Source organism: Croceicoccus naphthovorans (genome assembly GCF_001028705.1).
GTDB lineage: Bacteria > Pseudomonadota > Alphaproteobacteria > Sphingomonadales > Sphingomonadaceae > Croceicoccus > Croceicoccus naphthovorans.
In genome coordinates this window covers 1311720-1330831 of sequence record NZ_CP011770.1, presented here as the reverse complement: position 1 = coordinate 1330831, position 19112 = coordinate 1311720, and the positions used below count along the sequence as shown (strand labels likewise).

The 19112-nt window shown below is 61.5% G+C and carries 18 protein-coding genes and 1 tRNA gene; 10 read left to right on the top strand and 9 right to left on the bottom strand.

Translation table 11 applies throughout. From position 1 onward, the window contains the following. Nucleotides 1-17 precede the first annotated feature (17 nt). A complete protein-coding gene (locus AB433_RS06705; RefSeq protein ID WP_245626603.1) occupies nucleotides 18-617 on the top strand; it encodes a pyridoxamine 5'-phosphate oxidase family protein in 600 nt (199 codons plus the stop codon). Nucleotides 618-687: 70 nt separating this feature from the next. On the opposite strand, the gene AB433_RS06700 is transcribed toward AB433_RS06705, so the two are convergent. Beyond that, nucleotides 688-2118, bottom strand: a complete 1431-nt coding sequence (locus AB433_RS06700; protein WP_047820425.1) for a sodium-dependent transporter — start codon at nucleotides 2116-2118, stop codon at nucleotides 688-690. Between the two features lie 110 nt (nucleotides 2119-2228). Here AB433_RS06700 and panB point away from each other — a divergent pair, with 110 nt between their 5' ends. Both panB and AB433_RS06690 read left to right on the top strand, forming a co-directional pair. Next, nucleotides 2229-3104, top strand: coding sequence for a 3-methyl-2-oxobutanoate hydroxymethyltransferase (gene panB / locus AB433_RS06695; protein WP_047820424.1), 876 nt, complete (start codon nucleotides 2229-2231; stop codon nucleotides 3102-3104). Between the two features lie 60 nt (nucleotides 3105-3164). Continuing rightward, nucleotides 3165-4226 (top strand): DUF475 domain-containing protein, encoded by a 1062-nt coding sequence (locus AB433_RS06690; RefSeq protein WP_047820423.1) that lies wholly within the window; start codon nucleotides 3165-3167, stop codon nucleotides 4224-4226. On the opposite strand, the gene prsR is transcribed toward AB433_RS06690, so the two are convergent. The 4 genes from prsR to AB433_RS20405 form a co-directional block, all read right to left on the bottom strand. Next, nucleotides 4223-5596 carry a PEP-CTERM-box response regulator transcription factor gene (prsR, locus tag AB433_RS06685; protein ID WP_047820422.1) on the bottom strand — a complete coding sequence of 458 codons (1374 nt, stop codon included), beginning with the start codon at nucleotides 5594-5596 and terminating at the stop codon, nucleotides 4223-4225. The genes AB433_RS06690 and prsR overlap by 4 nt on opposite strands. Further along, complete coding sequence (prsK, locus tag AB433_RS06680) at nucleotides 5596-7674, bottom strand: XrtA/PEP-CTERM system histidine kinase PrsK (RefSeq protein ID WP_156170707.1); 2079 nt, start codon at nucleotides 7672-7674, stop codon at nucleotides 5596-5598. The genes prsR and prsK overlap by 1 nt, the downstream gene beginning before the upstream one ends. 166 nt (nucleotides 7675-7840) lie before the next feature. Further along, complete coding sequence (locus AB433_RS06675) at nucleotides 7841-8125, bottom strand: hypothetical protein (protein WP_047820421.1); 285 nt, start codon at nucleotides 8123-8125, stop codon at nucleotides 7841-7843. An 82-nt stretch (nucleotides 8126-8207) separates the two neighbouring features. Then, a complete protein-coding gene (locus AB433_RS20405; RefSeq protein ID WP_156170706.1) occupies nucleotides 8208-8357 on the bottom strand; it encodes a hypothetical protein in 150 nt (49 codons plus the stop codon). A gap of 186 nt (nucleotides 8358-8543) precedes the next feature. Between AB433_RS20405 and AB433_RS06670 the strand changes: the two genes are divergently transcribed. Further along, complete coding sequence (locus AB433_RS06670; RefSeq protein ID WP_169749310.1) at nucleotides 8544-9164, top strand: response regulator transcription factor; 621 nt, start codon at nucleotides 8544-8546, stop codon at nucleotides 9162-9164. Here AB433_RS06670 and AB433_RS06665 read toward each other — a convergent pair whose 3' ends face one another. The 4 genes from AB433_RS06665 to efp all read right to left on the bottom strand — a co-directional run bounded on the left by AB433_RS06665 (nucleotide 9165) and on the right by efp (nucleotide 12592). Further along, entirely contained in the window at nucleotides 9165-10964 is a 1800-nt protein-coding gene (locus AB433_RS06665) for an SLC13 family permease (RefSeq protein WP_311735622.1), read from the bottom strand. It abuts the gene before it with no gap. Between the two features lie 68 nt (nucleotides 10965-11032). Next, nucleotides 11033-11116 (bottom strand) — tRNA-Leu (locus AB433_RS06660). A gap of 78 nt (nucleotides 11117-11194) precedes the next feature. Next, nucleotides 11195-12019, bottom strand: a complete 825-nt coding sequence (locus tag AB433_RS06655) for an inositol monophosphatase family protein (protein WP_047820419.1) — start codon at nucleotides 12017-12019, stop codon at nucleotides 11195-11197. A 9-nt stretch (nucleotides 12020-12028) separates the two neighbouring features. Then, nucleotides 12029-12592, bottom strand: coding sequence for an elongation factor P (efp, locus tag AB433_RS06650; RefSeq protein ID WP_047820418.1), 564 nt, complete (start codon nucleotides 12590-12592; stop codon nucleotides 12029-12031). 188 nt (nucleotides 12593-12780) lie between these two features. On the opposite strand from efp, the gene AB433_RS06645 reads away from it, so the two are divergent. The 6 genes from AB433_RS06645 to AB433_RS06620 all read left to right on the top strand — a co-directional run bounded on the left by AB433_RS06645 (nucleotide 12781) and on the right by AB433_RS06620 (nucleotide 19047). Next, nucleotides 12781-13320: an adenine phosphoribosyltransferase gene (locus AB433_RS06645; protein ID WP_047820417.1), complete on the top strand. Its 540-nt coding sequence runs from the start codon at nucleotides 12781-12783 to the stop codon at nucleotides 13318-13320. Between the two features lie 137 nt (nucleotides 13321-13457). Beyond that, a complete protein-coding gene (locus AB433_RS06640; RefSeq protein ID WP_218916925.1) occupies nucleotides 13458-15086 on the top strand; it encodes a peptide ABC transporter substrate-binding protein in 1629 nt (542 codons plus the stop codon). A 4-nt stretch (nucleotides 15087-15090) separates the two neighbouring features. Next, nucleotides 15091-16008 (top strand): ABC transporter permease, encoded by a 918-nt coding sequence (locus AB433_RS06635; protein ID WP_047820416.1) that lies wholly within the window; start codon nucleotides 15091-15093, stop codon nucleotides 16006-16008. Beyond that, on the top strand, nucleotides 16001-16942 hold the full coding sequence (locus AB433_RS06630) for an ABC transporter permease (RefSeq protein WP_082134817.1): 942 nt from the start codon (nucleotides 16001-16003) through the stop codon (nucleotides 16940-16942). Before AB433_RS06635 ends, AB433_RS06630 begins: the two co-directional genes overlap by 8 nt. Before the next feature lie 6 nt (nucleotides 16943-16948). Continuing rightward, entirely contained in the window at nucleotides 16949-17992 is a 1044-nt protein-coding gene (locus AB433_RS06625) for an ABC transporter ATP-binding protein (RefSeq protein ID WP_047820415.1), read from the top strand. After that, the gene (locus tag AB433_RS06620) at nucleotides 17989-19047 is read left to right on the top strand and encodes an ABC transporter ATP-binding protein (protein ID WP_047820414.1); all 1059 of its coding nucleotides are present in this window, start codon (nucleotides 17989-17991) and stop codon (nucleotides 19045-19047) included. The genes AB433_RS06625 and AB433_RS06620 overlap by 4 nt, the downstream gene beginning before the upstream one ends. Nucleotides 19048-19112 lie beyond the last annotated feature (65 nt).

Below are 19112 nucleotides of genomic sequence, written 5' to 3'. Positions count from 1 at the left end.
CGAAATTTGTTCTTATTATGTTCATGCCTTCCCGTCCATGCTCCCGGTCCGTCGCAGCACATCGTTTCTCCACCGAAAATCCGGAACGCCTCACCCGCTTTCCCGTTGGTGTTTCAAACGAAAGGATTTTTACCATGAAATACGATCAAGGCGATCCGAAAGAATTGAAACATGAGTTTTGGGAATCTTTGGTCGATTCCCCGTTTCTGATGCTTCAGCTTGATGCCGACCCCGACAGTGCTGCCCCGATGACGGCCCAACTGGACAAGCATGCCGATAGCGCAATCTGGTTCTTTACCACCCGCGACAATCGTTTTGCCAAGATGGGACCTGCCACCGCTACCTTCAGCTCCAGTGGCCACGATTGCTTCGCCCGCTTCGAAGGCGTGCTGAGCGAGGAAACCAGCCGCGAACGGCTTGAAAAACAATGGAGCAATATGGTCGAGGCGTGGTTCCCCGAAGGTAAGGACGATCCCAACCTGCTAATGCTGCGCATGGATCTGGGCGACGCCTCGATCTGGTCCGGCAAGTTGGGTGCCTTCAACGTCGCCCGCATGATGCTGGGCATGGACGTTACCGACCATATCAAGGGCGGTCATGTAGAGACCGCGCTCTGATCTGACCCGATCCGCTCGTCACGGATCTCGGTAAGGGTCGCCCTGAAAGGGGCGGCCCTTTTCGTGTGAGTTACACAAGAAGACCGGGGAACAATCCAAACAGCAGGATCAGCGCCACCGCCACCGGTGCGACCCATGCGATCAGCCCGCGAAACAACGCCAGTCTGGCCCCGCTCAGCCCCGTCTGAGCCGCCATCAACCCGCGATCCATCCGCCAGCCGGTAAACAGCGATACGCCAAGCGCCGCCAGCGGCAGCATGACCTTGCCGGTCAGCCCGTCGATCGAATCGAGAATGTCGTTTTCCGCAAAGATCGGCCAGAACGACAGCGGCCGTACATCGGACCACACGTTATACCCCAGCGCGCAGGCAATCCCGATCAGGAACGCCGCCCCGCCCACCAGCGGTGCCGCGATCCGGCGGCGCAGGCCGACCCGGTCGATCACCAGCGCCGTCGGCCCCTCGAGCAGCGAAATCGAGCTGGTCAGCGCGGCAAAGAAGATCAGGATGAAGAACAGAAATCCGATCAGCGCCCCGCCCGGCATCTGCGCAAAGGCGATAGGCAACGACTGGAACACCAAAACCGGCCCCGCCGCCGGGTCCAGCCCCACGGCCAGCACGATCGGAAAGATCATCAGACCCGACATCAGCGCGACGCAGGTATCGGCAAGCGCGATCATCCCCGCCGTCGGCGCGAGTTTCAGGTCATCGCCCAGATAGGCCCCATAAGTGATCAGCGCCGCCGAACCGAGCGAAAGCGAGAATAGCGCTTGTCCCAATGCTTCGTTCACGGCGACAGGCGTCAGGCGCGAAAAGTCGGGCGTGAACAGGAACGTCACCGCTTCTGCAAAGGCCCCGGTGAATGCGCCATAGATCGTGATCCCGGCCAGCAGCACGAAAAAAGCGGGCATCATGATGCCCGCCGCACGCTCAATCCCGTTGTGCACGCCGCCCGCGACGATCATCACCGTCACCGCCATGAACAGCGCGTGCATCAGGATCAGCTCGCCCGGATTGGCAAACAGCTCGCCCATGCGCCCGGTAATCGCATCCTGGCTATCGCCCGCAAAGGCCGGCGCAAACGGGCTGCCCTGCCCGACAACCTCGCCCAATTCGAAGATCATCACGATCACGTAATGCAGCGCCCAGCCTGCCACGACCGAGTAGAACGACAGGATCAGGAACGCGGCAAGGATTTCCACCCCGCCGAACATTCCCCAGCGGCGCGATTTGCCCGATTGCGAGGCCACATTGGCAATCGAGGTCGCCGCATCCGAACGCCCCGCCCGGCCGATCATCACTTCGGACAGCACCAGCGGCAGGCCTAGCAAGGCGACGCACGCGATATAGACCAGCACGAAAGCGCCGCCTCCGTTTTCGCCCGCCAGCGTCGGGAACCGCCAGATATTGCCAAGGCCCACGGCCGCACCGATGGCTGCCATAAGAAACGCGCTGCGCGAGGACCAGCCCTCGCGTCCTGCTGTTGAGCCTGCTCCCGCCATACCCCGTCTTCTCCGACTCTTGGTTTCAATCGTGCCTTTTTGTGCAACGAAATGTCCGTCGCGTCGAGGTACGCTTTGCCTTGGCCGACAGCTTCGCTAGAAGCGCGCACATGTCCACGACCTTTCAGCTCGACACCGCGACCAGTCGCGCCAATCCCACGCCAGCGCCGATGAAGCGGCTGACGGTGCCAAAGATCATGCGCCGCAAGTTCGAAGGGAAGACCGAAGAGCCGCTCGTGATGCTGACCGCCTATACCGCGCGGCAGGCGCAGTTGCTCGATCCGCATTGCGATATGCTGCTGGTGGGGGATTCGCTGGGTCAGGTGATCTATGGCCTGCCCAGCACGCTACCCGTTACGCTGGACATGATGATCGCCCACGGCGCGGCCGTGGTGCGTGGATCGTACCATTCGTTGGTCATCGTGGACATGCCGTTCGGCAGTTACGAAGCCAGCCCGCAACAGGCGTTTGAAAGCGCCAGCCGGATCATGGCCGAAACCGGCGCGGCAGCGGTGAAGCTTGAGGGCGGTCAGGCCATGGCCGAAACCATCGCATTCCTGAGCGCACGAGGCATTCCGGTGATGGGCCATGTAGGCCTGACCCCGCAGGCGGTGAACGCACTGGGCGGATACATGGCGCGGGGACGGAATGAGGCTGAAGAGGCAAAGATCATCGCCGATGGCGTCGCGGTGGCAGAAGCAGGCGCGTTCGGCGTGGTAATCGAAGGCGTGGTCGAGGATATCGCCATCGCCCTGACCGAAAAGGTCGCCATTCCCACCATTGGCATCGGCGCGTCGGCCCAATGTGATGGTCAGGTGTTGGTTACCGAAGATATGCTGGGCATGTTCGAGCGGGTGCCGCGATTCGTGAAACGCTATAACGACATCGCGACCATCATTTCAGACACTGCAGCAACCTATGCCAGGGAAGTGCGCGAACGCAGCTTCCCCGGCGACGAACAGATCTATCCGGCCCGCAAGGACTGAACCAAACGGCCTGTCGGTCGTTCATCCCCTTTCAACTTCCATTACAGGACGCCTTCCCCCTTGAAGACGCTTCTCGCCCACTACCGCGGCTCGTTCATCTTTACCTTCATTTGCCTTGGGCTGGCTGTTTGGCTTGGGATTTCGCAAGGCGATGGGATCGCGGGCGTATTCAACGTCCTGTGGATTGTCGTCGTGCTCTCGATCCTGGAGGTTTCGCTCAGCTTCGACAACGCCGTGGTCAACGCCACCGTGCTGAAGGACATGCCCGAAAAATGGCAGAAGCGGTTCCTGACCTGGGGTATCGCCATCGCCGTGTTCGGCATGCGTATCGTATTCCCGCTGGCCATCGTGGGCATCGCGGCGAAGCTGAACCCGATTGAAGCAATCAACCTGTCGCTGAACGAGCCGAAGCGGTACGAGGAAATCGTATCCTCCGCCCATGTAGGAATCGCCGGGTTCGGTGGCGCGTTCCTGACGATGGTGGGCCTGAACTTCTTTTTCGATGGCGAGAAGGACATTCACTGGATCCGCGCGATCGAGAAGTTCCTTGCCAAGGTTTCGAACATCAAAGCAGCTGAAATCGCACTCCTCGTCCTCGGCCTCTACGGCATATCCGTGATGCTGCCAGAGGAGGAGGCGCTGACTTTCGTGACCGCGGGCATGCTGGGCATCGTCACCTATATTGCGGTCGAGGCAGTCGGCACCCTGCTCGACATGTCGGACAACAAGGCGGCAGAGGGCGCGGCGCGGTCGGGGCTTGGCGGGTTTCTCTATCTGGAAGTGCTGGATGCCAGTTTTTCATTCGACGGTGTCATTGGGGCCTTTGCGCTGACCAACAACATGCTGATCATCGCGCTGGGCCTGTCGATCGGTGCGATGTTCGTTCGTTCGATGACCATCCATCTCGTCCGTGCCGGTACGCTGGCGCAGTATCGCTACCTAGAGCACGGCGCCTTTTGGGCGATCATCGTGCTGGGCGTGATCATGTTATTGACCGCAAAATTCCATATTCCTGAAATCATCACCGGCCTGATCGGCGCAACCCTGATCCTGATCTCGCTGTGGTGGTCGGTTCGCTATTCAAAGCGTCACCCGGAAGAGGCGAACGCCGTCATCGATTAGGCCTGCAGGTCGTACTGCTTCATCAGGTCGTAGAGCGTCGGGCGGCTGATCCCCAGCATCCGCGCGGTGGAGCTGATGTTGCCCTCGCTGCGGGCCAAGGCGTGGCGGATGACCCGGCGATCGGCCTGTTCGCGTGCGGCCTTCAGGTTCAGCGCATTGGCCAGTTCCTCGTCCGGCTCTGCAAGGTCGAGATCTTCTGCCGACACCAACTTGCCATCGGCCATGATCACCGCCCGCTTCACGCGGTTTTCCAGTTCGCGGACGTTGCCCGGCCAATGCCATTCGTCGATAGCGGTCAGCGCGTCGGTGGCGAAGCCCGATACTTTCGGGTTCATCTCCTTGGCAAAGCGATGCAGGAAATGGCGGGCCAGTAACGGCGCGTCACCCGCGCGTTCGGCCAGCGTCGGGATGGTCACGACGATCTCGGCAAGTCGGTAATACAGGTCTTCGCGGAATGTCCCTTCGGCGATCATCGCCTGAAGATCGCGATGCGTGGCGCAGACGATGCGCGTGTCGACCGCAATGGCCTTGCGCCCGCCGATCCGTTCCAGCGTGCGTTCCTGCAGAAAGCGCAGCAGCTTTGCCTGCAAGGCCAGCGGAATGTCGCCCAGCTCGTCCAGGAACAGCGTACCGCCCTCGGCCAGCTCGATCTTGCCCTCTCGCGTCGTCGTCGCCCCGGTGAAGCTGCCCTTCTCATGCCCGAACAGTTCCGATTCCAGCAGTTGTTCGGGTATCGCCGCGCAGTTGATCGCCACGAAGGCCCCGCCGCTGCGTGGGCTGGCATCGTGCAATCCGCGCGCCAGTAATTCCTTCCCCGTCCCGCTCGCGCCTTGGAGCAGAACCGAGACATCGGCCGGAGCGACCCGCTCGATAGTCCGCGCCACACGCACCATTTCGGGCGAGGACGTGATCAAGGTGCCCAGCACACGCTGGTCCTCACCCACTTTAGCGGCCAGCGAGCGGTTCTCACGTTCAATAGCTCGCAGGTTTAACGCGCGCCGAACGATCAGCGCCAGTTCGTCGATCTTCACCGGCTTGGGATAAAAGTCATAGGCCCCGCGCTCGATTGCCTGGAGCGCGGATTCGTGGGCTCCGTGGCCACTGGCGACGATCACCTTGGTATCGGGCTTCAATTCCATGATCGCGTCGAGCACCGCAAAGCCCTCGGTCGTGCCATCGGGATCGGGCGGCAGACCAAGGTCGAGCGTCACGACATCGGGTTCGATACTGCGCAGCGCGGTAATAGCTGCATCGCGGTCGCCCACGACAGTTACGTCGAAATCATCCCACGCCCATTTCAGCTGCGCCTGCAAGCCGGGATCGTCCTCGATCACCAAGATCTTGGGCAGGGTCTCGCTATCCTTGGCCATCAGGCTACCTTCCTTGCGGGATCGATCCGGGCATTGGCGCGGGGCAGCCAGACGATGAAGCGCGTGCCGATCCCGACCCGCGATTCCACTTCCAGCCTGCCGCCCATTGCACGCACCATTTCGCGCGCCTCGAACGCGCCGATGCCGAAACCGTCGTTCTTGGTCGAAACGAAAGGCTTGAACAGCCCGCCGCGCACGAATTCGGGCGACATGCCGCAGCCCTTGTCGATTACCTCGATACCGACCAGCTTGTCGGTCCCGGCGAAATGCACCTGTACCGGCGTGCCGGGTTCGCTCGCCTCTATTGCGTTGCGCACCAGATGGCGCAGGACCTGATCGAGCGCCTCTCGATCCGCCAGCAACTGCGGTGCGCCGGGGCCGACCGCAACCAGCCCACCGGCAATCTCCGGCTTCAAAGCGTCCGCCACCACTTGCGCGCCGTCAACAGTCATCAGCCCACCCTGACCATGCGCGCCATAGCCCGACAGCCGGCCTAGCAGGCCTTCCAACCGATCCGATGCGCTGCGCAGCGTCACCAGCATATCGGCCCGGAACGCGGGCTTTTCGATATGGCGTTCGGCATTGCTGACCATCAGGCTGAACTGGCTGGCCAGGTTCTTGATGTCGTGCATGACGAAGGCGATGCGGCGATTGAATTCCTCGAACCGCGAGGCCTCCAACAAAGCACCCTGCGCCCGATTCTCCGCCAAGTGTGCGGCCAGTTGCTGTGCGACGATGCGCAGGATGTCGTGATCTTCCCAATCCAGCCTGCGCGTATAGCTCGGACGCGCCAGCACGATCACGCCGATCACGCGATCCTCGACCAGCAGCGGCACCATCAGCCACGCGCGCGGCGATCCGATCAGCCAATCGGGCAGAAGGTAACGGTCGAGAGCCATCTCAGTCTCGTCACGCACCGCGTCCAACGAAACGATACCGCCGCCCCGCTCCAGCATACCCAACGCCGCGGCGTTCATGGCAACGGGCGGAACCTCCAGCGAAGACCAGTTCCAACGCGCGGCCAGAGTGACCTGACCGTCGTCTCCGGGGGCCAGCAGCAAGCCCGCCGGACTGTCGACAATATCGGCCAGCGCCTGCACCGCGCGCTGCTCCAACGGCGGAGCATCGACACCGCGACCGGCGATCGTCTTCGAAAGCCTCAGCCATTCCTCACGATAATCATAGCGATGGCGGAACAGGTTGCGCGTGACGACCTCTGACAGCCAGTGGCGCAGGCTGCGCGATGCGATCAGCCCGCCGATGGCCACCGCAAGGACGACCGCCCCGAACCGCCCCAGCACGCCCAGCGACAAGCTGCTGCGGGCCAGCGCCCCGTCGAGGGTGAAGAGCGCGAAGAGATAGAGCGCGATGACCAGCAACGAGAGGGACTGAAAGGCAACGCTACGCGACGGGGCAAACGCGCGCGTGATCTTTTGCCGCGCATCGAACCACAGCAAAACCGCAACCGTACCCCAGGCCATGGCCCGCGCGATCAACACCGCATTCGGCAATCCGCCCCACAAATAGGCAACCGAATAGACGTTAAGTTCACACCCCCAGCCCAGCACGAGCGCACCCGCCATCCAGCGCAGGCGCGGCTGCAATTGCGGTCCTGCCCCGACGTAGAGGTTGTGTACCAGTACAAGGAACCCGATGGCGAAGAGCATGTGGAAGATCGCCGAAACCTTGGCGATCAAACCGAAAGCGGCCGGATCGACGAAAATCTCGGACAGCGCGACCAGTGGCACTTGCGCCAGTTCCGCAACGGCCAGCGCCACGATCACTGGGCCGACGGGCCGCAAGCTGGCGTGACGACCGTCTGCGGCGAACAGCGCTCGGATCAAGGCCAGCCAGACAAGATTTCGCATGGCGGTGACCAGCCAGACGGCCCGCACGTCCAGAACCTGCGGTGCGTTGGCCAGCAAATGAACGGCGGTCACGCCCAGCGCGGCAATCACCAGTGCGCGCAAGGCGACCGGCCTGTCGCGGCGCCAGAGCATAAACGCAACCGTCAGACAAACGAGGGCCGACATGGCCTGGACGCTGACGGCCACAAGCGACCAGGCGGTGATCGGCATGGCCGTCACCGCTTGCACCGCAAGCACAAGGCCGGGCCGACCGGTTCAGGAAAAGTGCAATGCCCCATGACGCCGTAGATTTAGCCGGGACATGGTAAACGACGGGTAAAACTAAAGGCGCCGAAAACGCTGGTCTTCGACGCCTTCGTTTGTCCTTGTAAGCGGGTTACTGCGAAATCCGGTCCGTCGCCGCATCGGCGGCATCGCCGACGCTTTCGGCTGCGTTGCCGACGCTGTTCGCGGCATCGGCGACCGCATTGTCCTTTGCGACTTCGGCGGAATTGTTGTTCATGAAAAAGAACACGCCGATGACAAGCGCCACGATCAATACGATCGCGATCACCCACCCAGCCCCTCCACGCGACCGTTCGGGCGCATCATGGATGATTTCGGTGTGGGTATGGGTATCGCCAGTCGGCGTACGGGTTTCGGTAATTCTTTCTTCGACCATCACGGGTCTCCCCAATTACAACTTGGGGATTAAACGTTCAGGTCTTGTCAGAAGTTCCGGATGCCGCCGCAGCGACCGGCAATCAGCCGCCCAGCAAACCGTCCAGCGTGCGCCGGAAAGCCGCGCCCCGACCGGCCTCGGACTTTGAAATTGTGTCCAGCCAGTTTGCGATTTCGCCAGTGGTTTCCTTGTCGCCCGAATGCGGGTCGATCATGGTCTTGCCGTTGTCCATTTAGCAGTCCCCGAGTGTTTTCTCACTCGCCAAAAAGCGCTTTCCTTACATTCATGTCAATAGCACGAATGTCGTAGGTGCTGCGATTTTTGACCATGTGGTAACGCCGCAACATTACTCTGGTTCCTAGCATTGCAAATCGTGCACGGATCGCCAGATTGTCGCACAATGCTTTCCCGACCGGTTTTGCCTGAATCCGCTTTTTCTGCCTGCAATGCGGTCGATCAACTGGAAATAGAGGCTGCGGCAGCGCGAATCACCCTGCGATTCGTGCCTGATGCGCTGGCCTTCGTCAGTCTGAACGAGGCGGACGCGATGACTCAGATCCGCGATAAACGAAAGGCCGCCAACACGATCGTCGGCCTGGCAACCCGCGCATGGAAGGCAGCCCGGATCGCCGCGCTTGACGCAGGGGTCGACGAATTCCTGACGATGGGGCCGCTCGAGCCTGCTGAACTGGCCGCGCGGCTGGAGTTGCTGGCAACCGGGGCAGCGGTACCCTCTGCGTTCAAACTGCACCGCGTTGATCGATCGGTTGCGGTAGTAGGTAAGCGCCACCCCCTGACCGCGCGCGAAGTCGATCTCCTAACCATGCTGCTCGACGCCAAGGGGCGTTACGTTACGCACAATGCTCTGCTTGAACGGTGTTGGGGCTCACCCGATCTCGACAGGCAGAAACTGCGCGTTGCCATCAACCGGCTGCGCAAACGGATAGAGCCCGATCCGGCCCTGCCCCGCTATATCCTTGCCGAAGCCGCCATCGGCTATCGCATCGGCACCGGCGCACCGATGCAGCCGGCCGGATAACTACATGTAGGTGATGACCAGCATGATCGACAGCACGGTCGCCATCAGGATCACCAGCGGTACACCCGTCCGAAGATAGTCGCCGAACTTGTACTGCCCTTCTTCCATGATCAGCATGTTCGTCTGATAGGCAATCGGCGTTGCGTAACACAGGTTACACCCGAACAGCACGGCCAGCACCAATGGCTCCACCGGCAACCCCAACGTCTGCGCAATGCTGAAGGCAATGGGCGTGCCAACCGTGGCCGCCGCCGCGTTGGACGCAAAGTTGGTGAGCAAGGTCACGAACAGCATCACCGCAGCAACGATCGCCGCCGGTGGCAGGAATTGCAGGCCCGCGGACAGCAATTGCCCCAACCAGCCCGCCGCCCCGCTTTCAAGGATCAGGCGACCGATGGCGATGGACGCGGCGACAAGCACGATGACATTGGCCGAGAGCGCCCGCCCCACACGGTCGAACTTTACGCAACCGGTGGCAAACATCAGGATCGCACCGCCCAAGGCCGCAATGGCGATGGGCCACAGACCGATGCTGGCCGTGAAGACCGAACCGAACATGATTGCGCCAGCAAGCCATGCCTTGGATCGGCGCGGCACCTCGACCACGCCCTCCAGAAGGAGCAGACGGTCGCTCTCCGCAAATTCTTCGATCTCCGCCAGCGATCCCATGACCAGCAAAACATCGCCAGGACGCAATTGCAGTTCGGAATATTCGTGCCTGCCCACATCGGGGCCGCGAGTCTGCTGGTGAATGCCCAAAACCGCCACCCCGAACTGACCCGCGACGCCCGATGACGGGATCGTCAGGCCGACAAGGCGCGATTCGGCGGTAACCGCCATTTCGACCACGACGACATCGCTGGCATGCCCGCGCGCGGCGGCGTTGATGCGTTCGACCACCCAGGCCGGAGCGACGCGGGCCTTCAGGCTGCGCATCGCCTCTTCCAGCGCCTTGTGCGACCCGCTGACCGGCAGGCGCGAATTGGCGGTAATCTGCCGGTCGAGCGAACCTTCGAACTGGAAATCCTCTGGCATTCGCGCCTGAAGATCGCGCGGCGTTTCCCCGATCAGGTCGCTATCGTCGTCGACGCGTAGCGTAGCGGAAAACACCCGGCGGTTGCGTGCAAAAGCCTGCCCATTGTCAGGCAACAGGCGCGGCATCACCAGCCACAGGTACGGCAGCGCAAACAGCGCCGCGACCGCGACGATGTGCGTATAGTCGAACACCCGCATCGGCCGCATGCCAAGATCGGCCGCAATCGACACAACCAGCAGGTTCGTCGAAGTGCCGATGGTCGTAGCCATGCCGCCGATCAGGACCGCCGCGTTCAGCGGGATCAGCGTTTTCGAAGCCGCCATCGCCCCGCGCTCTGCCAGCGCCACGAACACGGGCAAGAGAAGCACCAACACCGGCGTATCATTGACCATCATCGACAACGCCATCGCCAGCACGAGCGATACGAACATGCCCAGAGAGCGGTTGAACTTCCAAACCTCGGACAATAGCCGCGTCGCCGGTTCCAGCGCGCCGGTCACTACCAGTCCCCGGCCCATGATCATCAGCGCACAGATCGTAATCAGCGCCGGATGACCGAAGCCGGCGAATGCCAGCGTCAGTCCGTCGGTCTGGTGCTGACCCTCCAACGGAAAGAAGAACAGACCCAGCGCGATAATGACGATGGTCACAAGGCTGACGATTTCGGTTGCGATTCGCCCGCGCGCAAAGGCCACGAACATCGCCACCGTCAACAGCATGGCGGCAAGTGCGTGAAAGGGTGGGATGCCGGGCATGTCCATCATGGACTACCAGCCCCCCGTCTTTAATGCCATGCCAATAGAAGCCATCGCGCTTGTAACACGATGGTCGATGGTGCCCCTGGCCCGACTCGAACGGGCACGTCTTGCGACAAACGATTTTGAGTCGTTCGCGTCTACCATTCCGCCACAGGGGCACACCACGGTCATGCCCATGACAGGGCCGCGCGGGTGGCTGCTCTTAGCGAGGGGTTGCCCGGTATTCAAGCGACCCTTCAAGCAGATTTCAGCGCGCCGACAAGCAACTTGTGAAGCCGAGAGTGCAGCGCATCGTTCCCGGCCAGAATCGTGGCATCGCAAATCTGCTGCGAACGTCCGCGCCAGTCCGAAACGAAGCCGCCGGCTTCGCGCACCAGCAAGATTCCCGCCGCGGTATCCCACGGTTTCAGGCCCGATTCCCAGAATCCCTCGTACCGGCCGGCAGCCAACCATGCGAGGTCGAGCGAGGCCGCACCGTAACGGCGAATGCCTGCAACGCGCGGTGCGATGGCGCCGGCGATCTTGCTCCATTCGTCGAAATTCCCAGCTCCGGCAAAAGGGATACCGGTGGCAATCAGCGAATCGGCAAGGTCGCGCCGGGCCGACACGCGCAGCCGCGCATCCTGAAGCCACGCGCCGCGGCTTTTTTCCGCCCAGAACGTCTCGTCGGTGACCGGCTGATAGACGACAGCATGGGTCACCTCGCCCCAGCCGGTACCGTCCAGCGTCGGCTCCTGCACCGCGATGGAAATCGCGAAGTGCGGCAACCCGTGCAAGAAATTGCTGGTGCCATCGAGCGGGTCGATAATGAAGCGCGGCTTGCCGTCCTCACCCTCAAGCTCTCCGGCTTCTTCCATCAGAAAGCCCCAGCCGGGGCGCGCGGCGCGCAGTTCGTCCCACAAGGTGCGCTCCGCCGCGCGGTCGGCCTTCGACACGAAGTCGGCGGGCCCCTTGCGGCTGACCTGAAGGTGTTCGACTTCGCCGAAATCGCGACGCAGACGCTGTCCGGCCTTGCGGGCGGCGCGCTCCATCACGCGAATTAGTCCGGTAATTGCCATGATCAGTCCGCCTTAGGAGGCTTTTCCGACATAGGTGCGTTCGTAAACGTCGACCACAATGCGGGTCCCGCTTTCGATATGCGGCGGCACCATCACGCGCACCCCGTTTTCCAGCACGGCTGGCTTGTAGCTGGACGAAGCGGTCTGGCCCTTCACCACGGCATCGGCCTCGACAATAGTCGCCTCGATCTGTTCGGGCAGCTGGACCGAAATCGGCTTTTCTTCCCACAGTTCGAGCGAAACCTGCATTCCGTCTTCAAGGAACGCAGCGGCATCGCCCAGCAGGTCCGAGGGTAGCATGATCTGGTCGAACGTCTCGGTATCCATGAAGACGAGCATGTCGTCTTCGGCATAGAGATACTGGAAATCCTTGGTATCGAGGCGCACGCGTTCGATCGTGTCGGCACTACGGAAGCGGACGTTGGTCTTGCGACCGTCCTGCAGGTTTTTCATCTCGACCTGCATATAGGCCCCGCCCTTGCCCGGCTGGGTATGCTGGATCTTGGCGACCTTCCAGATTCCGCCTTCGTATTCGAGGATGTTGCCGGGGCGAATGTCGACGCCGCTGATCTTCATGGGTGTTCAGCCTGTATCTATGCGTGAGGGGCCTGTCCGGCCCGTCCGATCTGGTGGAAAGCGCCGCCCTTAGCTTCTCACGCGCGGTCGGGCAAGCGAGCGCTTCCATTGCGGGCGTTGCGAGGTGGCCCATGCTGCCCTATCGTCTGCGCATTCGGCGTGGAACTGGAAGGACACGGGACACCGGCATGGACGACAACTCCGACCTTCGGGACATGATCCGCACGATACCCGATCATCCCAAACCCGGCATCCTGTTTCGCGATATTTCCACCCTCATGCTCGACGGCGGCGCGTTTTCCGCCACGATCGATAGGCTGGCCGACGCACTGGAGGGCGATCCACCGGACCTGATCGCGGGAATAGAGGCGCGCGGTTTCGTATTCGCCTCGGCCCTCGCCTATCGCCTTGGCTGCGGCGTGCTGATGCTGCGCAAGCGCGGCAAGTTGCCGGGCAGCACGATTTCCATCGAATATGCCCTCGAATACGGCACGGATATGCTGGAGATGCACGATGACGCCTGCGGACCCGGCGCAAATTTGGTGCTGGTCGACGACCTGATCGCCACCGGTGGTACGGCATTGGCCGCAGTCGAACTGTTGCGCCAGCGCGGCGCGCGGGTGAATCAGGCGCTGTTCGTGATTGATCTGCCCGATCTGGGCGGCGCGGAACGGTTACGAGAGAAGGATGTCGCGCCGCACGCCCTGATCGCATTCGAAGGCGAGTAATTTTCTTTTCCGCCAACAGTCATCGTTTTACCGCGCTGCACCTAAAAAAACCGGGAGAAAAGCTGAGGTTCAGGTGTTCCCGTTCAAATGCCCCGCTTGCGTTGCGCAATAAAATTTCATAGCTGCGAAGGATGCAAATGAAACTAGTTCGGAATGCGATGCTGTGCGTGCTGGCCGCTTTTGGCCTTGCCGCCTGCGATCGTGAGCGTGAAGTCGATATCGCATCGCGCGATGGCATCCTTCTCTACGGCAACGGGTCCGAGCCCAAGGGGCTCGACCCCCACCTCGTCACCGGGGTTCCGGAAAACCACATCATCTCGGCATTGATCGAAGGGTTGATCGCTTATCACCCGACCGACGACCTGTCCCCCGAACCGGGGATGGCCGAAAGTTGGGAGCATAACGGCAACTTCACGCAGTGGACCTTCAAGCTGCGCGACGCAAAGTGGACCAACGGCGATCCAGTCGTCGCGGGCGACTTCGTCTATAGCTGGCAGCGGATGCTGACCCCGGCGCTGGGCGCGGAATATGCGCCGATGCTTTACGTCATCAAGGGCGCACAGGATTTCCACGAAGGCAAGACCGACGACTTCTCGACCGTCGGTGTAAAGGCGCTGGACGACAAGACGCTGCAGGTCACGCTGGAAGGTGCAACGCCCTATTTCCTCAACATGCTGAAGCACTACAGCTTCTTCCCCGTGAACCCCCGCGCGGTCGAGCAAGCAGGCGGCATGGCCGACCGGGGCAGCAAGTGGTCGACTTTCGACAACTATGTGGGGAACGGCCCGTTCAAGCTGAAAACCTGGGTCACGAACCAGGTTATCGAAGTTGAGCGCAACCCCGATTATTGGGATGCCAAGACCGTCAAGCTGAACGGCATCCGTTTCTTCCCGGTCGAGAACGCCGCAACCGAGGAAACGATGTTCCGCGGCGGCCGACTGCACATCACCAGCACGGTGCAGCCCGACAAGATTCCGGTCTTCAAGGAAAAGATGCCGGACATCCTGCACATCGACCCGTACCTCGGCGTCTATTTCTATCGCGTCAACGTAACCCGGCCGCCGTTCGACAATCCGAAGGTGCGCGAGGCGCTGGCGATCTCTTTCGACAAGCAGTTGCTGGTCGACAAGGTTACCAAGGGCGGTCAGGCCCCGGCTGTCGGCTATGTCCCGGCGGGTATCCCCGGATACCCCACGTCCGACACGGTGCAGTATAACCCTGAGCGCGGACGCCAATTGCTCGCCGAGGCAGGCTATCCCGGCGGCAAGGGCTTTCCCAAGGCGGAAATCCTGATCAACACCAGCGAAGCGCACCGCAAGATCGCAGAAGCCATGCAGGCGATGTGGCGCAAGGAGCTGGGCATCGATGTCGGCATCTATAACCAGGAATGGAAGGTCTATCTCGATAGCCAGTCGAACCTGGACTACGACCTGTCCCGCTCGGGCTGGATCGCGGACTATGTCCACCCGTCGACCTTCACCGACATGTTTACCACCGGCAACGGCAACAACGATACCGGCTGGTCAAACCCGCAGTACGACCGCCTTGTCCAACAGGCGCAAGTTGCGCAGGACGAACCCGAGCGGCTGGAAATTCTCCATCAGGCAGAGGAACTTCTGCTGAAGGAACTGCCCATCGTGCCGATGTACTGGTACACCCGCGTATATCTGCTCGACCCACGCGTGCAGAACTGGAATCCGAAGCTGCTGGACAACCGCAACTACAAGTACATCTCGCTGGCTGCGGACAAGAACGGGACACAATAGCCCCATGGCAAAATTCATAACGCTCCGGTTCCTGCAGGGCATTCTCGTCCTGCTGGGAATCTACGCCGTAACGTTCTTCCTTGTGGCGGCAACGCCGGGCAGTCCGTTCAGCACCGAACGCGCCATCCGGCCCGAAATCCTCGCCCAGATCGAGGCGTTCTACGGATACGACAAGCCGACCTGGGAACGGTTTCTGTCCTCGCTCGGCAATCTGCTGCGCGGAGATTTCGGGCCTAGCGCGGTTTACGCCAACCGTTCTGTCACCGCCATCATCGCGGAAAGCTTTCCCGTCTCGCTGAAGCTCGGTTCGATCTCGCTGGCCATCGCGATCCTGCTGGGGGTTCCGGCGGGTATTCTTGCGGCGGTGAAGAAGAACACGTGGCTGGACTATGTGCCGATGTCCACGGCGATGGCGGGCATCTGCCTTCCCACCTTCGTCATGGGCCCGTTGCTGGCGCTGGTCTTCGGCCTGATCTTCGCGATCCTGCCGGTGGCCGGGTGGTTCGGCCCCGAATTCGTCATCCTGCCCTCGGCAACGCTGGGCCTCTACTACGCCGCCTATTTCGCGCGCCTGACGCGCGGCGGGATGCTGGAAATGCTCAATCAGGACTGGGTCCGCACCGCCCGCGCCAAGGGCGTGGCGGAAAGCACGATCGTGTGGAAGCATTGCCTGAAGGGCGGACTGATTCCGGTTATCACTTTCCTCGGTCCTGCTCTGGCGGGCATCATTTCGGGATCCTTCGTGGTCGAAACGATCTTTCAGGTTCCCGGCCTTGGCCAATGGTTCGTGAAGGGCGCGCTTAACCGCGACGATTTTCTGATCCTTGGCCTTACCGTTCTTTTCGCGGCGCTCATCGTCCTGATGAACCTGCTGGTCGACATTGCGCAGGTCGCGCTCAACCCACGGCTGAAGTATGACTGATCATTCCGAAACCGCTGTACTCGGCAACGAAGCCGCACCTCCGCCGGTAAACTCCGCATCGGAAATCGCGGAAGAAGAACTGGTCCAGGGCTCCTCGCTCTGGAAAGACGCGTGGTCGCGGCTGAAGAAAAACACGCTAGCGGTCGTCAGCCTGATTATCTTCCTGTTGATCGTGGTGTTCTGCGTCGTCGGACCGGTTTTCGTGCCCTATGACAGCCAGACGCAGGACCTGTTCCTTGGCGCTACCGGCCCCTCGGCGGAGCATTGGTTCGGCACCGATACGCTCGGCCGCGACCTGCTTGTCCGCACGATGGAAGGCGGTCGCATCTCGTTGATGGTCGGCCTTGTCGCCACGGTCGTCAGCCTTGCCATCGGCGTTATCTATGGCGCGACCGCCGGTTATCTGGGCGGACGCGTCGATGCGGCGATGATGCGCTTCGTCGACCTGCTCTACGCCCTGCCCTTCACCATCTTCGTCATCCTGCTGATGGTCGCCTTCGGGCGGTCGATGTGGCTGATGTTCGTTGCCATCGGCGCGGTCGAATGGCTCTCGATGGCCCGTATCGTGCGTTCCGGCGTCATGGGCCTGAAGAAGCAGGAATTCGTCGAGGCGGCGGTTTCGCTGGGCTACAGCCACAAGCGGATCATCCTGCGTCATCTTATTCCCAACGTGCTTGGCCCCGTCATCGTCATCGCGACGCTGACCGTGCCTGCCGTGATGTTGCTGGAGGCGTTCCTGTCGTTCCTCGGCCTTGGCGTTCAGCCGCCGAACGCTTCATGGGGCGTGCTGATCAACGAAGGGCAGCAGAACATGGAAATCTTCCCGTGGCTGCTGATCTTCCCGGCGTTCTTCTTTGCCCTCACCCTTTTCTGCCTGAACTTCCTTGGTGACGGCCTGCGCGACGCGCTCGACCCCAAGAGCGCGAAGGACTGATCCCTCATGGCACTACTCGACGTCAAAGACCTCAGGACTTCTTTCTACACCCGCGATGGCGTAGTGCGCGCGGTCGACGGCGTGTCCTTCTCGCTAGACAAGGGCGAGACGCTGGGCATCGTCGGCGAATCCGGATCGGGCAAGTCCGTCACCTGCTATTCGTTGATGCGGCTCATCCCCGAACCTCCGGGCCGGATCGACGGCGGCACCGCGATCTTCGACGGGCAGGACCTGCTGAGGATGAGCGAGAAGGAACTGCGCAAGATTCGCGGACGCCGGATCAGCATGATCTTCCAGGATCCGATGACCTCGCTGAACCCATACCTGCGGATCAGTACCCAGCTCATCGAAGCGCTGCGGTTGCACTACGACGTCGACAAGAAGACGGCGGTGAACAAGGCGATTGCCGCGCTGGAAGAAGTGGGCATCCCCGAAGCGGCCAAGCGCGTGCACAACTATCCGCACGAATTTTCCGGCGGCATGCGTCAGCGCGTGATGATTGCGATGGCGCTGATTACCGAACCCGACCTGCTGATCGCGGACGAACCGACCACCGCGCTCGACGTTACGGTGCAGGCGCAGATTATGGACATCATCAAGCGCCGTCAGGAAGAGCTGGGCACCGCGGTCATCCTGATTACGCACGATCTTGGCGTCGTGGCGGGCACCTGCGACAAGGTGAATGTGATGTACGGCGGCCGCATGATGGAAAGCGGCACGGCGGACCAAGTGTTCTACAACGCCCGTCACCCCTATACCCGGTCCTTGCAAAAGACGATTCCGTCGCTGCAGACCAAGGGTGAGGAACTTTACACCATCCCCGGACTGCCGCCAGACGTGTCGAAGCCGATTCAAGGCTGCGCGTTCTATCCCCGTTGCCCCTATCCCAAGACCGGCAAGCCTGAGGGCGATCGCCCCGATCTGGTCGACATGGGCGACGGCCACTGCTTCGCCGATTGCCGCTTCTGCGATTCCTCGGCCCCGATCGAGAGCGTGCTATCCAAGGTCGACAGCCCCGATGAAGTGATCGACGCGGGAGCAGCGCAATGAGCGAGCATGTCGAACCGGCCGTTCCGGTCAATCCGCGCAGCGATTTTCTCGTCCTCGACGACGTTCACACACACTTCGACATGGGCAAGCACCTGCTGACCCGTGAGAGCAAGGGCGTGGTCAAGGCCGTCGACGGCGTGACCCTGACGGTGAAGGAAGGCGAGATTCTCGGCCTCGTCGGCGAATCCGGCTGCGGCAAGTCCACCCTTTCGCGCACCGTGATGCAACTGATCCGGCCGACTTCGGGCCGCATCTTCCTTGAAGGCAAGGAACTGTCCGCGCTGTCCGAAAAGGACATCCGGTCGGAACGCATCAATTTCCAGATGATCTTTCAGGACCCCTACGCGTCGCTAAACCCGCGCATGACGGTTCTGGATACGCTGGCCGAAGCAATCCGCACGCGGCATCCCGACGTGAAGGGCGATGCCCTGCGCGCCCGCGTCGCCGACCTGCTGCGCACCGTGGGCATGAACCCGACGCAGATGAAACGCTATCCGCACGAATTCTCGGGCGGTCAGCGTCAGCGTGTTGCGATTGCGCGTGCCCTTGCGCCAGAACCAAAGCTGATTATCGCGGACGAACCGGTTTCGGCGCTGGACGTTTCCATCCAGTCGCAGATCCTGAACCTGCTCAAGCGGCTGACGCGCGAGATGGGGCTGACGATGATCTTCATCAGCCACGATCTTTCCGTCGTGCGCTACATAGCGGACCGGATCGCGGTGATGTACCTCGGTCGCATCCTCGAACTGGGCGAAGCGTCGGACATCGTCGACCATCCGCTGCACATCTATACGCGTGCGTTGATGAGTGCGATCCCCGCGCCCGATCCGCGTTCGGAAAAGACCCGCCATCGCATCGTGCTTCAGGGCGATCCGCCCTCGCCCATGAACCCGCCCAACGGTTGCAACTTCTGGCCGCGCAGCCCGTATGAGCATGATGAACGGATGAAGCATGAAGAACCGATACTGACCGAAATCCGGCCCGATCACTTCGCCGCGAATTGCCCGTTCTGCCTGCAAGGATCGGATGCCCCGGCAGAGGCGATGGCCAAATAGGCCCCGGTTCTTCGGACCAAAAAGCGGCGCGTACCAATGCCGGTACGCGCCGCTTTTTTTCGGCC